This window comes from Streptomyces sp., from assembly GCF_019510245.1.
Taxonomy (GTDB): domain Bacteria; phylum Actinomycetota; class Actinomycetes; order Streptomycetales; family Streptomycetaceae; genus Streptomyces.
The window spans coordinates 1-13895 of the sequence record NZ_JAEKKT010000103.1 but is presented as its reverse complement, the minus strand read 5'-3'; the positions used below and the strand labels follow the sequence as shown (position 1 = coordinate 13895).

The window sequence follows — 13895 nt, the reverse complement described above, 5'->3', positions numbered from 1 at the left end:
CGGACTGGCTGCAGCACACCACCGAGTGGGACGACCTGTTCGCCTGGGTGGAGGAGACCGGCGGCATGACGGCGCTGACCGACATGAGCCGCCCGGACTTCGAGGAGAACGTCCGCAACTCCACCGCCCGCCTGAAGAAGATCCTCCAGGACGGGCAGGAGCAGGCCGCCGCCTACTTCAACCCCCTCGGCACCCTCACCATGCCCCAGGTCGTCAAGGCCCAGGAACTCGACGCCGCCTTCCAGGAAGTCCTCGACGACCCCGCCGCCGAACAGGCCCTGGCCCACCCCGCCCTCACGCCCCTCCTCGCCCGGGCCGCCGGCTGACACCCCCCACCCCCACACCCCCGGGAGGGAGCGATCATCCCCGCCCCCTCCCGGGATCACCGTCAACCAAGTGCAGGCACGTTTGTGAATGTATTCACTTTCGCAAATTCGCCTCTGTCGATTCCCCGGAGAGAGGGTGCACACGGCCATGGCGCCCGACGCGATAGCCCGCTGGCTGGTCGAGGCCGTCGGTCGCATCCTGCCCGAGATGGGTGCGGACCTCGGTGTCTGGACCATGGAGAAGCTTCAGGCCCGGGGCGTCGAGGTGTACCTGGAGACCTCCATGGAGTCCTGCGTCGACCAGCACGTGGTCCTGGCGAACGGTGTGGCGACGGACGCCTCCACCATCGTGTGGACGGGCGGGGTCCGCCCCAACCCCGCCCTGGCCCACTTCGGCCTGCCCCTCGGCCCCCGCGGCCACGTCGACACCCTCCCGACCTTGCAGGTCAGGGGCCTGGACCAGGTGTGGGCCGCGGGTGACAACGCCCAGGTGCCCGACCTGGCCGGCGAAGAGGGCGCGTGGTGCCCGCCCAACGCGCAGCACGCCGTACGCCAGGCCCCGGTGCTCGCGGACAACGTGCTCGCGGCTCTGCGGGGTCGTGCGCCCGAGGAGTACCGGCACAAGAACCTGGGCGCGGTCGCCGGCCTCGGCCTCCACAAGGGGGTCGCGATCCTCTTCGGCAAGGTCAGGCTCAAGGGGCGGCCGGCGTGGTGGTTCCACCGCCTGTACCACGGCAGCCGCGTACCGACGCTGAACCGCAAGATCCGCGTGTTCGTGGACTGGATCCTGGCCTCCCTCCTGAAGCGGGAGACCGTCGGGCTCATCGAACTGGAGCACCCGCGCGACCCGTTCACCGAAGCGGCCGCGCCGTCCCGCAGTCGTACCTGATTCCTTTCCCTGTTAGTTCGTCCTTGTCTGGAGGGCTGTCCCCATGTCCCAGAACGCCGTCGCCGCCGCTCGCGGCGCTGAGGCCGCACCCGAGAACGTGCCTGCCGACCTGTCGCACCAGCGCCGCTGGTGGATCCTGCTGGTCGTTTCCCTGTCCATGCTGATGGGCGTCCTTGACGGCACCATCGTGAACATCGCCCTGCCGTCCGCCCAGCACGACCTGGGCTTCTCGGACGCCGACCGGCAGTGGGTGGTCACCGCCTACGCGCTGGCCTTCGGCAGCCTGCTGTTGCTCGGCGGCCGGATCGCGGACCTGGCCGGTCAGAAGGTGACCTTCCTGGTGGGTCTGGCCGGCTTCGCTGCCGCGTCCATGGTGGGAGGCGCGGCGAACGGTTTCGCCATGCTCGTCGTCGCGCGCGCCGTGCAGGGCCTGTTCGCCGCGCTGCTGGCCCCGTCCGCGCTGTCGATCCTGATGACGACCTTCACCGAGTCGCGCGAGCGGGCCAAGGCCTTCACGGTCGCCGGGGGGTGGCGTTCGTCGGTGGCGCGGCTCTGCTGCACCGCACGCCGCGCGACACGTCCTCCAGGCTCGACGTCCTCGGCACTCTGCTGGTCTCCGTCGGCCTGTTCTGCCTGGTCTACGGATTCTCGAACGCCGAGACGCACGGCTGGGGCGCGCCGGCGACCTGGGGCATGCTGGCGTCCGGTGCCGTACTGGCGGCCGTCTTCGTGTGGTGGCAGACCAGGGCGGCGTACCCGCTGCTGCCCCTGCGCGTCCTGCTGGACCGCAACCGCGGTGCCTCCTTCGTCGCCCTCTTCGTCACCGGCGCGGGCATGTTCGGAGTGTTCCTGTTCCTCACCTACTACCTGCAGCAGAGCCTCGGCTACAGCGCCCTGAAGACGGGCTTCGCCTTCCTGCCCATGATCGTCGCGTCGTCGTCCGCCTCTGCCGTGGCCAACAACGTCCTGGTGCGGCGCATAGGTCCCAAGCCGGTGGTTCCGCTGGGGATGGCCATCGCGGCTGCCGGCCTGGTGTGGATGACCACGCTGGACCTGGACAGCGGCTACGTGGCCCAGGTACTGCCCCAGCTGGTGCTCGTCGGCATCGGGCTGGGCACCGTCATCGCGCCCGCCATGAGCCTGGCCACCTCCGGGGTGGCCGCGGCCGATGCCGGCGTCGCGTCCGCCGCTGTCAACACCGTCCAGCAGGTCGGCGGTTCCATCGGCGTCGCCCTGCTCAGCACGATGGCATCCGATGCGGCCACCACCTACCTCTCCGGCCGCGACCCGAAGGACCCCGGCGTCCTGGCGCAGGCCGGTCTTGAGGGCTACTCCACCGCCTACTGGTGGTCGGCGGCCGTCTTCGTGGCCGGCCTGGTCGTGACCGTACTGCTGTACCGCCGTGGCGTGCCGCGGCACGCCGAGAACGCCTCACCCGTCGTTCACATGTGACGGACGCCGCGCAGGTCCTGCGGGCTCACTGCTTCCGTCCTGCACTAATATGAGACAATATGACTCATAGTGGTCGCCGTGAGACGCTTCGTCCCACAGGAAGGTGGAGTACGTGCGGGAGAGAACTGATCCGCGTCTGGTGCGCAGCCGCGAAGCCATGGTCGCGGCAGCCACTGAGTTGCTCACGGAAAGCGGCCTGGAGGCCGTGACACATCAGGCGGTCGCCGCCCGTGCCGGCGTCGGCAGGGCCACGGTCTACCGGCACTGGCCCGGCCTGCTCGACCTTCGCCTGGCCGCGCTGGAGTCCGGCATGCCGCCGCTGCCTCCGATGCCCGAGGAGCTCCGGACCGCGACGGGCGGCGATCCGCGAACGGAGCTCGTTCACCGTCTGAGCGTGCTTGCCGAGCGGTGGGACGACGAGCAGGCCGGTGCCGTCCTCGCGGCGATCCTCGGCGGGTCACGGCACGACGACGGCATGCGCCGCCTCCGGGAGTCGTTGCTGAATCAGATCGCCGATGCCCTGCGTCCCGCGGTTGCCGCGGCCGTGGAGCGGGGCCAACTCCGGTCCGACGTCACCCCCGAGACCTTTGCCATGGCTACGGCGGGTCCGCTGTTCTTCGAGCGCTTTCTCGCCGGGAACCGCCTGGGGCGTGACACGGTGGAGATCGTCGTGGACGCCGCTCTGCGGGCCTGGGCCTAAGCACTCTCCGGCGCATCATCTCCCGTGGCGTCGCCGGTGCCGGCCAGGCCCTGGGCCGTGACGGCGTCGCAGACCTGCTCGGCGGCGATGATCGTCGCCTCCCAGTCCGGGAGGCCGCGCTGGTCCGGCGCAGCCGGGCGGTCGCAGCCGCCGGGGGACGGCGCGACCGCGAGGTGTGTGCTGAGGGTGCCATGGGAGCGGGTTCTGGTTCGGTGGCGGTGGTGTTCGGGCCCCACACTGCGCGCGTCGGTCCCGGTCCCCCTCAGGGCGTGAAGAGGGCGATCGACTTGCCTGTCCCAACGTAAACGCAACCTTGGCGCTCTGGCACCGGCGGGGGTGATCGTGTTCGACGGGCACTCGGGGGCCGGAGGTGTGCCGGCTTCGCGGCGGACGTCCCTCCTCTTGCCGCGTCGGCGGTCCGCAGTGGTCCAGCCGGGCCGGGTCCGGCGGGCCCTGTCTCCGTCGCCGCGCACGTCGATGCCGACCACGCGTCGAGCGTGGGCGAGCCGACCGGCCGGGCGCGAGGAGTGGTGCCGGTTGCCTCACGCCACGTACCGAAACGTCGCGGGCCCCGTACAGGGGGATCCGGGATCGTCGATGTGCCGTTCGGTCGAGGGCGCATCGCGAGCGCAGGCCCGGCAAGCGATCCAGCTCACAGTGAGACAAGTTGACTCATAGAGTGGACGACGTCGAGCGGGCCGCGCTCGACCAGGGGGTGACCGTATGCCGCGGCCAGGGCTACACCCTGCGCGTCAGCGCCGTCCCCGCCGTGCACCTCGGACTCCTCGCCCGCTGCCAGCCGCCAGACGGCGGCCACGGCGTTCCCGCGGTGCCGGCCCAGCGCAAGGCCCGACGCGAGCACGAGAACCGCGTCTCGCGCTCACACCAGCCGGACCATGATCACTGGCTTGGCGTTAACCGCTGTACGGATGTTCCCCGAGGCCGTGATCGCCAGCTCATGATGTGAGCGGGTCGCATCGGAGGCGCCGGCCCGCCGGCAGAGCGCACGCTCGTCACAGGTGGTCTTGGCGAGCGTGCCCTCAAGGCGACGTGCACGCGTACTCCTGGGTGCCGGCCTTCTTGTCCTCGGGAACGGTTCGCAGGGCCTCGCGCCCTGAGAGCTCGGCGAGGGCGTCCTCCACTCTGCGCGGGTCGGCACCGGCCATGCGGGCCGCTGCGATGACGTCGGGGCGTTGGTGGCCTGCGTCCTGCCTCGTCCGGCGGGCAGTGACTTCTTTTCAGGTCACGCGCTGTCGGCGGGCAGCGCCGGGTAGTCGGCGTAGCCGCGGTGGTCGCCGCCGTAGAAGGTGGCCGCGTCGGGGGTGTTGTAGGGGCCGCCGGCGGCGAGGCGGGCGGGCAGGTCGGGGTTGGCTAGGAACAGCGCGCCGAAGGCGATGATGTCCGCGGTGCCGTCCTCGATGAGGGCGAGGGCGTCGGGGCCGGTGGGCTCGGGGTGGGTGAAGGGGTTGAGGATGAATGCCGCCGGCCAGTCCTTGCGCAGCCGGTTGGTCAGGTCGCGGTCTGGGCTCTCGAGCAGGTGCAGGTAGGCGAGGTCCAGCCTGGCGAGACCGGCGGTCAGGGCGGTGTAGGTCTCCAGCACGTCGGCCGGGTCGGTCTCGGCGATGTCGTTGTAGGGGTTGCCGGGGGAGATGCGGAAGCCGGTGCGGTGGCCGCCGATCGCCTCCGCGACGGCCGTGGCGACCTCGATACCGAAGCGGACCCGGTCCGCGGCGCCACCTCCCCAGCTGTCGGTGCGCAGGTTGGTGTTGGGGGCGAGGAACTGGTGGATCAGGTAGCCGTTCGCCCCGTGGATCTCCACGCCGTCGAAACCGGCGGCGATCGCGTTGCGCGCGGCGTCGGCGTAGTCGGCGATCGTCTGGGCGATGCCGTCGGCGTCCAGTTCCTTCGGCGTGACGTAGTCCTGGGGGCCCTCGTAGGTGAAGACCTGGCCCGCCGCCGTGACGGACGAGGGGCCGACGGGGCTGAGTCCGTCGGGCAGCAGGCTGGGGTGGCTGATCCGGCCGGTGTGCATCAGCTGCGCGAAGATCGTGCCGCCCTGGGCGTGGACGGCGTCGGTCACCTTCCGCCAGGCGTCGACCTGTGCCGCGGAGTGCAGGCCCGGGGTGTTGGTGTAGCCCTGGCCGACGACCGACGGCTGGATGCCCTCGGTGATGATCAGGCCCGCGCTCGCACGCTGGGCGTAATAGGTGGCCATCAGCTCCGTCGCCGTGGCCGCGGGAGCATCGGCGCGGCTGCGGGTCATCGGCGCCATCGCGATGCGGTTGGCCAGCGCCTTGCCGCTCAGGTCGATCGGGTCGGACGCGGTAGTCATAGCAGCTTCCTTCAAGAAATGGGTCGGGTGAGAGAGGCAGGCGGCAGCCTGACGGGGTGCCGGTTCGCAGCACGCCGTTCGCAATGAAGCCTCCACTCGGAGACCCTACATCCATCTGAGATGGAGTCTCAAGATGAGTCGCTGTCTGGTTTTGGCAGTGCAGGCGGGACGCAGCTCTTGCGACTGAGTCTCAAGTTGAGTCGTTGCCGTAGTGTTCCTCGTATGACCGACTCCGCCAGCACCGCCGAGCACACCCCGCCGAAGCCGCCCGGTCTGCGTGAACGCATGCGGGCAACAGTCCGGGCGGAAGTCACCGAAGTGGCGCTCCGGCTCTTCACCGATCAGGGCTTCGACCGGACGACCGCCGACCAGATCGCCGCCGAAGCGGGACTGTCGCGCGCCAGCCTGTTCCGGTACTTCGGGACCAAGGAAGACATCGTGCTGGGCGGTCTGGAGGGCGATGGCCAGCACGTCGCGGAAGCCCTCGCCGCCCGCCCCGACGAGGAGCGGCCCTGGGTGGCGCTGCGCCGGGCCTTCGACGTCCTGGTGCGGGTGAACGAGGAAGCACCCGAGCAGACGCTGAGCTTTCTGCGCATGCTGCAAGAGACGCCGTCACTGCGCGCCCGGCACTTCGAGAAGCAGTTGCAGTGGCAGGAGCAGCTGGTGCCGGAGATCGCCAGGCGACTGGAAGCCAGTCCTGGCGGACCGGAGGATCCCAGGCCGACCGCGCTGGTCGCAGCCGCCCTCGCCTGCCTGGACGCGGCCGCGAGAGGGTGGGTGGCCTGCGAGGGCACTGCCTCCCTCGCTGTCCTGCTCGATCGGGCCATGGGCGCGCTGACGGAGTAACCGCCCGCCCAAGGCCGCGACCGGCGCTCGCCGACCAAGGCGGCAGGCCACGGCTGTTCCGTGCCGAGTGGCACGGTGCCTGAGGGTGGGTCAGCGGGGGGCTCCATGCCGGTTCACTCGGTTCGGTCCGGGTGCGGCTGGGTCGGCAGCGCCCGGACTGGGAGGTTGGGCTGCGAGAGCGCATGGAGCAGTTGTCGATTATGTGCGGTTAGCTGGTTGACGGCGCGGACGAGGTGCTCGACGTCGGTTCGCAGCCGGGTGGCGTGGTCGCGCAGTCGCTCGCCCAGGGGGCCGGGGACGTGGCCTGCCTGTTGGGTGAGCGTGGTGGCGCGGAGGCGGAGGCCGGTGGCGTGCTGGTCGGTGCGGGCGATGTTCACGCAGGTGGGGACGGACTGGTCAAGGCTGGGCGTGTCCTTGAGGCCGCGGTGGCATAGGGCCTTGTCGCGCCTGTAGACGCACATCAGCAGGGTGCGGGGAGTGCCGTAGACGGCCAAGTGTGGGTCGGCGAGGATCTGGCGGGCCTGCCGGGCGGTGATGACGGTGCCGGTGGGCCGGGGTGCGGTGGCGGCGGCCTTGATGGCGCGGCGGGCGGCGGGCCCGGAGATGCCGAGGCCGTCCTCGAGAGCGACGTTCAGGCCGGCGACGATGTCGACGGTGGCGCGGGCCGTCTCGATGTCGAGGAGGTCGTGGATGCCGTCCCGGCTGCGCGCTAAGGGTGGGGTCGGGTATTGGAACTGTCCGAATGCCTTGGTGACAGCAGAAACTGGAGTGCTTCGAGGCGGCGATCCCGGCAGGATGCGGGCATGGTTGCCCCTTTGGACGTTCCGCGCCTGACTGCTGGCGACAGTGTTCTGCTGCGCGCCTGGGGGCTCGGGGATCTGCCTCTCGTCCGGGAGGCGTCGAGCGACGACTACATCCCGTTGATCACGACCGTTCCCTCGACGTACTCGCAGGCGGCGGGCGAAGCCTTCGTCCGGCGACAGTGGGAGCGGGCGTCTACTGGTAGCGGGTATCCGTTCGTCATCGTGCGGGTCGAGGACGGCCGCCCGCTGGGGATGGTCGGTCTCTGGGTGAGGGACCGCGGCGAGGGACGAGCGTCGCTGGGGTATTGGCTTGCCGGGTCGGCCCGTGGTCAAGGGATTGCCGCGGAAGCCCTCCGGGCGGTTGTCCGCTGGGCCCTTAGTGACCTGCGGATTCCTCGCCTTCAGCTGTATGTCGAGCCGTGGAATGTCGCATCACAGCGGACGGCTGAGCGCGTGGGCTTCCAGCGTGAGGGCCTGCTCCGCAGTTGGCAGCAGGTGGGCGAGGAGCGTCGGGACATGATCATGTATTCGATGCTGGGTCAGTCCTTCAACCCGGCGCCATCATCGCCGGACCGCTCGCCGAAACCCTGCGCGCCGGCCGGCTCGATCAGGACGCACTGGACTGGCTGAAGACCAACTTCCACAAAACCGAGCTGGAGCTGGGCCGCTGCCTGCGCCTGCCGTGGGAGGGCCCCTGCGAGTGCGACCTCTACCTGAACTGCGCCAAATTCATCACCACACCTCAGTACGCGCCAAGGTTGCGCGAACGTCTCTGCACCGAACGGGAACTGATCGCGGACGCCGAGGGCCGCGGTTGGGCACGCGAGGTCTAACGACACCAGCGGATCGCCGACCGCATCTCCACACTCCTCGACGACCTCGGTGAGCCCTCGGGTGATACCGACGACAATCCGTGACCTGGGAACCCACTGGACCGGCCCGTCCGCCCCAGCCAGGATGCGTCCATGGACTTCCCTGAGCCGATGCCCGACCCGGGAACCGACACCCTCCGCCGCTACGTGATGGCCGCTCCGCGCCCCAGGACAGGCCGCTACCTGGACCTGCTCCACGGAAACTTCGTCAGGCTGCCCGCAGAGGAACGCGCCCAGTTCCTCCAGACTCTCGGCCTTGACTCGCGGAGCGTCACTGACGCCCAACTCGAGTTCATGCTCCAGCCCAACTGGCGCTCCCGCATAACCGCGGCATGGATGATCGGACTGGACCACCGCGAGCGGTTCCGCGAGCGCATCGGTGGCCTCCTGCTCGCCAGCGAACTCACCTACGCAGGCCAGGGCTACTGCATCGCACTCGCCCTGCTCGGCACCGCCGAGGACGCGGCCCTGCTTACCACCTACCTGGACCGCTACCTCCGGCGGCCCGAGTGCCGATACGACCAGGAATGGGCACTGGGCGCGCTCCTGTACCTCGACGGAACCCTCGGCACCACGCACGCCACCGGGTTCCTGGAACCGGACGGACTCTGGAGCCAATGGGCCAACGACCGAAACGCTCCCCCTGAAAAGTTGAGGCAGCACATCGGTGAAATGTGCGCCCTCGCCGACGAGCACGCACAGCACGATGCCTCTCCCGGGCACCCCTGACCAAGGGCACTGGATCGGGTGAAATTGCCAGTCTCCTGAGGCGAAACTGTCTACCGCGTTCAGGGCGTGCAGGTAGCGCATCGGCTCGGCCGCGAGCAGGGAGCGCTCGTCACGGCACGCGGCGAGGAGGCGATCGCGGGTGTCACGTCCGGCGGCCAGGTCCTCGACCGCCGCGTGCACCAGCGGCTGGTCCACCAGGCCGAGGCGCTGGCCGGCCATGCTCCACGACTGGCACGGCGGGGAAGCGATCAGCCCGCGCGTGCGGCCGATGAAGGGCCACGTCGGATACAGCGCCACGTCGGTCCGGACCGTCAACTGCCCAGCAGCGACACGGGTTTTGCGGGCCCACTCGTCCCGTTCCAGACCGATCCTTGGACCCGCCAGACGCGGCTGTTCTCGCGCGCCCACGACGCATCGGTCCACTCGGTGATCCGACCGACCGCCCGCTCGCTCGGCGAACTCCACGACCGCAGCGTCCGGACAGCCGGCGAACGCCCGGCCGGTGACGTCCGACACGATCTGCAGACGGTCGGCGCCAGAGTCGAAGGCGATGGAGTCCCCGGGTGGTCGGAAGTGCACGGCGAGACGTGCACCGGCGGAGTAGGCGTTAGGCCAGCCCGGCAGTACGCCACCATCCGGTAGGAAGGCGTCCAGGGGCGCCCAGTCCATGGCGTCACAGACGTCCGGCTCCGCGATCCGGGCCGGGCCCTGGCACCGCCGGACCTCGAAGAAGTATCCGGTGCGGGAGGCCCCTCCGGGGCTGCGGTGGTGCACAGTCACGGCGGCCCGCACATCGGCCGGATCGATGACGACACCGGTCTCCTCCCGCGCCTCGCACACCAGGGCGGCGACGACGTCCTCGTGCGGACCGTCCAGATGCCCCGAGGGCAGGTGCCACAGGCCGGCGGCGTACACCTGGCCGGCCCGCCGCGACAACAGAACCTCCGGACCTGCCGCGCTCTCCCGCAGCAAGATCAGATGGACGTCCACCGGCTCGGTGTGCCGCTGCCTGCCGCTCACCGCGAACCACCCGGACGCCGGGCGCGTAGGACCGTGAACACGGCCTCCGCCAGCAGCGATCCGCCGGCCGCGAGCTCACTGAGCAGCGCCCGGGCCTCATCCTCGAACGCCGCGTGCCGCTCCCCGAAGAGCTCGGCCCCGGCGAAGGACGTGGTGCGCAGGTAGCCGAGCACCACCTCCGGCGTCCAGGAACGCGTGACGGGGACGCGGTGCTCGGTCATCTCGCTCCACGCCGAGTCAGCGAGGTCCTCCTGGAACGGACGGACGGGCTCGGGGTAGTCGCCGAGCACTCCGGCGCGACGCCTGGGCCCCAGGTAGCGCTGGATCAGGTCGCGCAGTGCCCAGGCCCAGTCGGCCTCGTACGTCCATAGGCTGCCGTCCCCCATGATCGCCAGTGTGGCCTGCGGGGCGGCGATCCGGTGCGCCATCGCCAGCACGTCCGGGCCGCTCATCCAGTGGTAGGCCCGGCAGCAGGTGATCCGGTCCGGCGTCCATCTGTCCTCCCCTGGCAGAGGGGCGAGGGGCGCGTGGACGTCGGCGGAGGTTTGGACGAGGCTGAGGGTGCAGTCCCCGAGCAGGGGCGTGAGCGCGGCCCGGGCCTGGTCGAGCATCGGCCGGCTCCAGTCGACGCCTTCGATGTACGCGAGAGTGGGGAGAGCTTTCAGCAGCGCCCGGGGGACTTGTCCGGTGCCGGTGCCCAGGTCCAGCAGCGTTGGATCGGGAAGGTCCCGGACAGTGTCGGCCAGCAGCTGGGCAGCTTCGGCGGGCGCACCCGGCCGCTAGCGGTCGTACTCGGCGGCGGCCGCCGCGAATAGTGCTTCCTGGCCCGCAGGCAGGCTCGGGGAGGGATCGTCGGGACAGGTCACGCGGATCCTCCCTCGCCGAGCGCACGGCGGGTGGGAAGGCGCCAGGACAGACGGCCGCACGCTGATACGGCCCGCTGGCCACCGTCCGGCTCGAAGAGGAGGCGGTATCGGCTGGGGCTGCCAGCCGTCTGCCACCAGACGGCCAGGTCCTGGAGTTCCTTCCAGATGTCGCGCGGACCGTGGGTGGTGACGTTCCAACGAGAGCGCCCCACCGGCTCCACCCGTAGCCAGGATCCGCAGGCGGGCGCGCCGATGGACAGATGCTCGGCGCCGAAGTCGCGCACCAGCCCCCCGAGCAGGTGGTCTGCGGCCAGCCACAGGCCCCGGTCGGTGTCCGCGGGCGGCACCAGCATGCTCCGCTGCGTCCAGGTGCCAGGCTCGGTGGCGATGCGCTGCCGGAAGTCCTCGCTGAGCCAGATCCGGTCCATGCCGTGCCCGGCTCGGTGGGCGAACTCCACCGCCCGCAGCTCTCCGGTGATCTGCCCGCCGTCGGTGCGCTCCACGGCGGCGAGGGCGGGCCACGACGGTGACGCGCTGGTCACGTGCGCCAGCAGTTTGCCGCCCGGGGCGAGCTGCTCGACGAGCGCCGCCGGCACACGCGCCACCGCGTACGACACGAAAACGCGGTCGAACTTCCGCCCCGGTAGACCCTGTTCGCCGGAGCCCGACACCACCTCCGGTCGGAAGTCCAGGTCGGCAAGCCGGACCCTGGCCGCGTCGGTGAGGTGTCGGTCCCGGTCGAGGGTGACCACCTCCTGGTCGCCGCAGACCTGGCAGGCCACCGCGGCGGTCACCCCCGCGCCCGTCCCGACATCCAACACCCGCTGACCCGGGCGCAGATCCAGCTCCTCCAGCAGCGAGGCGGTCAGACCCATCACCGTCGACATCGACGTGATCGACGCCCCCGACCGCGTCCCGCGCACCCGGCCCAGCAGCGGCTCCCCGTCGTGCTGGACGAGCACACTGGCCCCGCCGTACAGCAGCCCGAGCAGCTCGGGACGGTCCTGCGGCGCCGACCAGTCCAGCAGGTCCCACCGCGGCGGCTCCTCACCTGGGGCGCTGCGCCGCACGTACGCCTGTGGCATCAGTACCTCGCGGGGCAGCGCGAGCAGAGCGTCGCGCACCGGCCCAGGCCGTAGCCCGTCCTTCTTCTCCAGCTCGGCGACCATCGCTGCCCGCGCGTCGACCGGATTCACCTCGGCAGCCGAAGGTGGGTTGCTGTCGGCCGGCCGTGCTGCTCGCTGTGGTGTCCGGTCGGCCGTGGCTGGGCTCGCGTCCAGGGCTGTCATCGCTCGTCCCACCCCATCTGCGAGTACAAGCGCCCGGCGAGCACTCCGTCGATCGCCTGGCGGGTGTAGGGCACGACGGCGGCCGGGAGATCCTTCGGGTTCCACCAGCGCCACTCCACGCACCGGTCGGGCTCCAGGACGGCCGGGCTGCCGGACCAGGTGCGGGCCCGGAAGACGAGGCCGATACGCGGGCGGGCGGACGGCGAGTCCACGAGGTGGACGAGGTGCACGAGCTCGACGTCGCCCGGCTCGATGATCAGTCCCGCTTCCTCCTGAGCCTCCCGGATCAGGCAGCTGATCGCTTCCTCCCGCTCGCAGTGCCCGGCCAGGAAGTGCCACGTGTTGCCCGCGTATGCCGAGTCGGGGTGGCGCAGGCCGAGGAGGATCCGGCCGTGGTCGTCCTCCAGGTAGAGGTGGACACCCACGATGTGGAGCTCGGTCCCCTCCGGCGCCTCGTCACGCAGCAGCCGGGCTCTGGCCGGCGGACTGCCGGCGGGGGGATGCTCAGCCGCGTGCCGGCGGACCAGATCACCGAGACCCGGGCTCAAGTGCAGCTGTTCCAGCGTGTCGGGGGTGAACCACCGCAGCAGCACGCCCTCTTGCAGCTCCACCGTCTCCGGATCACCGCTCCAGCGGCCCACGAAGACCTGGATCGGCACCGCGAAGCCGTCGACGCTCGTCGCCTCCTCCACGGCATACGGCGTCAGGCCATTCACCTCCAGGCCCGGAACCTCTTCGGCGAGCTCCCGCCCCAAGGTCGCCTCCAGGCTGACGTCCTCCACCGTACGGCCGCCGCCGAGGAGAGCGAACGTGCCCGGGGCCCAGATGCCTTCACGCTGGTCCCGCAGGTGAAGCAGGTATCTGCCGTGGCCGTCGTGGATCAGCGCGGAGGCGTTGACGGGCTCCGGCCGCCCGTCGAGGCCATGGGTCTGCGCGTCCAGGAGCTTGGCACGCAAGGTCGGGGACCTGACGTCGGCGAACTCGAGCCACCGGGCGCCGGCAACCTCATCGTCCTGCAAGGTGAGCTTGGGGTGCTGCTCGGGCACGAGGTAGAAGACGAATCGGAAGTCGAAGTGCTGGTGTTCGCCTTCGCCCTTGGCGGGGTTGGCGTCGATGTCGTGGACGTCGATGTCGATCGGAGCGCCGAGGAACTGCGGGGTCAGGCAGAGGTCGCCCGGCTGGATGCCGGTCTCCTCGCACGCCTCTCGCAGCGCCGCGGCCAGGAGCGTCCGGTCGTCCTCGACATGGCCGCCCGGAGCGAGGAGTAGCCCCGTGACCTTGTGGCCGATGTGCAGAACGCGTTGTTCCCGGTCGATGACCGCCGCGCTGCAGGTGACGTGACCGGGGAGCGTGGCACGGCTGGCCGGGGCGTCGGCTCTGTCCAGGAGGGACCACAGCCCGGCTAGCGATTCCCGCTCGTGCGGATGCCGGGCCAGGTACGCCTCGGCGGTCGCGCGGATGTGGGAACGGGTGAGCGGCACGTCATCACCTCGGGACGGCGTAGGAGGGGCGGGGGCGTCTGTGGCCGTGGGTGCGGCCGCTTCAGCGGGGCGTACTGAGGTGGCGCCGGGGCCGCTCATGCGGGGGTATCGCGCTTCTCGTCATCCAGTTCGGACGTGATCTGGTAGGAAAGCAACTGCTGAAAGAGGCCCGGCTGTTGGGAGAGCTGGACGTAGGTGCCCTCCTGGACGATTTTGCCGTCGTCGAGGACCACGATGCGGTCGGCGACAGCGACATTGGTGATGCGGTGGGTCACCAGCAACACCGCCCG

General features: G+C 70.6%; 13 protein-coding genes and 6 pseudogenes. 9 read left to right on the top strand and 10 right to left on the bottom strand.

Features of this window, described 5'->3' with window-relative positions:
• The 4 genes and pseudogenes from JF597_RS06195 to JF597_RS06180 form a co-directional block, all read left to right on the top strand.
• Positions 1-326, top strand: a pseudogene (locus JF597_RS06195) (hypothetical protein); the annotation flags it as partial.
• 175 nt (positions 327-501) lie between these two features.
• Positions 502-1215: pseudogene (locus tag JF597_RS06190) on the top strand (FAD-dependent oxidoreductase); the annotation flags it as partial.
• Positions 1216-1258: 43 nt separating this feature from the next.
• Positions 1259-2667: pseudogene (locus tag JF597_RS06185) on the top strand (MFS transporter).
• Between the two features lie 112 nt (positions 2668-2779).
• On the top strand, positions 2780-3367 hold the full coding sequence (locus tag JF597_RS06180; RefSeq protein WP_293990387.1) for a TetR/AcrR family transcriptional regulator: 588 nt from the start codon (positions 2780-2782) through the stop codon (positions 3365-3367).
• On the opposite strand, the gene JF597_RS06175 is transcribed toward JF597_RS06180, so the two are convergent.
• Complete coding sequence (locus JF597_RS06175) at positions 3364-3603, bottom strand: hypothetical protein (protein ID WP_293990385.1); 240 nt, start codon at positions 3601-3603, stop codon at positions 3364-3366. The two genes, JF597_RS06180 and JF597_RS06175, sit on opposite strands and share 4 nt — an antisense overlap.
• Positions 3604-4046: 443 nt before the next feature.
• On the opposite strand from JF597_RS06175, the gene JF597_RS06170 reads away from it, so the two are divergent.
• The gene (locus tag JF597_RS06170; protein WP_293990383.1) at positions 4047-4334 is read left to right on the top strand and encodes a hypothetical protein; all 288 of its coding nucleotides are present in this window, start codon (positions 4047-4049) and stop codon (positions 4332-4334) included.
• Positions 4335-4407: 73 nt separating this feature from the next.
• Here the strand turns inward: JF597_RS06170 and JF597_RS06165 are convergent, their stop codons facing one another.
• Both JF597_RS06165 and JF597_RS06160 read right to left on the bottom strand, forming a co-directional pair.
• A complete protein-coding gene (locus JF597_RS06165) occupies positions 4408-4533 on the bottom strand; it encodes a hypothetical protein (protein WP_293990381.1) in 126 nt (41 codons plus the stop codon).
• Between the two features lie 77 nt (positions 4534-4610).
• Positions 4611-5699: an alkene reductase gene (locus JF597_RS06160; RefSeq protein ID WP_293990379.1), complete on the bottom strand. Its 1089-nt coding sequence runs from the start codon at positions 5697-5699 to the stop codon at positions 4611-4613.
• Between the two features lie 222 nt (positions 5700-5921).
• On the opposite strand from JF597_RS06160, the gene JF597_RS06155 reads away from it, so the two are divergent.
• On the top strand, positions 5922-6545 hold the full coding sequence (locus JF597_RS06155; RefSeq protein WP_293990377.1) for a TetR family transcriptional regulator: 624 nt from the start codon (positions 5922-5924) through the stop codon (positions 6543-6545).
• Between the two features lie 113 nt (positions 6546-6658).
• Here the strand turns inward: JF597_RS06155 and JF597_RS06150 are convergent, their stop codons facing one another.
• Entirely contained in the window at positions 6659-7039 is a 381-nt protein-coding gene (locus JF597_RS06150; RefSeq protein WP_293990375.1) for a hypothetical protein, read from the bottom strand.
• Here JF597_RS06150 and JF597_RS06145 point away from each other — a divergent pair, their 5' ends adjacent.
• The 3 genes from JF597_RS06145 (at position 7040) to JF597_RS55480 (ending at position 8949) form a co-directional block, all read left to right on the top strand.
• Positions 7040-7258 carry a hypothetical protein gene (locus JF597_RS06145; RefSeq protein ID WP_293990373.1) on the top strand — a complete coding sequence of 73 codons (219 nt, stop codon included), beginning with the start codon at positions 7040-7042 and terminating at the stop codon, positions 7256-7258.
• A 90-nt stretch (positions 7259-7348) separates the two neighbouring features.
• The gene (locus tag JF597_RS06140) at positions 7349-7978 is read left to right on the top strand and encodes a GNAT family N-acetyltransferase (RefSeq protein WP_293990371.1); all 630 of its coding nucleotides are present in this window, start codon (positions 7349-7351) and stop codon (positions 7976-7978) included.
• A 335-nt stretch (positions 7979-8313) separates the two neighbouring features.
• Positions 8314-8949, top strand: a complete 636-nt coding sequence (locus tag JF597_RS55480) for a DUF6000 family protein (RefSeq protein ID WP_366916384.1) — start codon at positions 8314-8316, stop codon at positions 8947-8949.
• Positions 8950-9006: 57 nt separating this feature from the next.
• Here JF597_RS55480 and JF597_RS06135 read toward each other — a convergent pair.
• The 6 genes and pseudogenes from JF597_RS06135 to JF597_RS06110 form a co-directional block, all read right to left on the bottom strand.
• Positions 9007-9318 (bottom strand): annotated as a pseudogene (locus tag JF597_RS06135) (DNA cytosine methyltransferase); the annotation flags it as partial.
• Positions 9319-9642: 324 nt separating this feature from the next.
• Positions 9643-9939, bottom strand: a pseudogene (locus JF597_RS06130) (NUDIX domain-containing protein); the annotation flags it as partial.
• 26 nt (positions 9940-9965) lie between these two features.
• Complete coding sequence (locus tag JF597_RS06125; protein WP_293990389.1) at positions 9966-10670, bottom strand: class I SAM-dependent methyltransferase; 705 nt, start codon at positions 10668-10670, stop codon at positions 9966-9968.
• A 161-nt stretch (positions 10671-10831) separates the two neighbouring features.
• Positions 10832-12031 carry a methyltransferase domain-containing protein gene (locus JF597_RS06120; RefSeq protein WP_293990369.1) on the bottom strand — a complete coding sequence of 400 codons (1200 nt, stop codon included), beginning with the start codon at positions 12029-12031 and terminating at the stop codon, positions 10832-10834.
• Positions 12032-12120: 89 nt separating this feature from the next.
• A complete protein-coding gene (locus JF597_RS06115; RefSeq protein WP_293990367.1) occupies positions 12121-13605 on the bottom strand; it encodes an NUDIX domain-containing protein in 1485 nt (494 codons plus the stop codon).
• Positions 13606-13700: 95 nt separating this feature from the next.
• Positions 13701-13895: pseudogene (locus JF597_RS06110) on the bottom strand (ABC transporter ATP-binding protein); the annotation flags it as partial.

What these genes read in the sequence shown, in the direction of transcription:
- JF597_RS06165 (WP_293990381.1), bottom strand. Translation starts at nt 4,533, where the DNA reads ATGGCCGGTGCCGACCCGCGCAGAGTGGAGGACGCCCTCGCCGAGCTC.
- JF597_RS06160 (WP_293990379.1), bottom strand. Translation starts at nt 5,699, where the DNA reads ATGACTACCGCGTCCGACCCGATCGACCTGAGCGGCAAGGCGCTGGCC.
- JF597_RS06155 (WP_293990377.1), top strand. Translation starts at nt 5,922, where the DNA reads ATGACCGACTCCGCCAGCACCGCCGAGCACACCCCGCCGAAGCCGCCC.
- JF597_RS06140 (WP_293990371.1), top strand. Translation starts at nt 7,349, where the DNA reads ATGGTTGCCCCTTTGGACGTTCCGCGCCTGACTGCTGGCGACAGTGTT.
- JF597_RS55480 (WP_366916384.1), top strand. Translation starts at nt 8,314, where the DNA reads ATGGACTTCCCTGAGCCGATGCCCGACCCGGGAACCGACACCCTCCGC.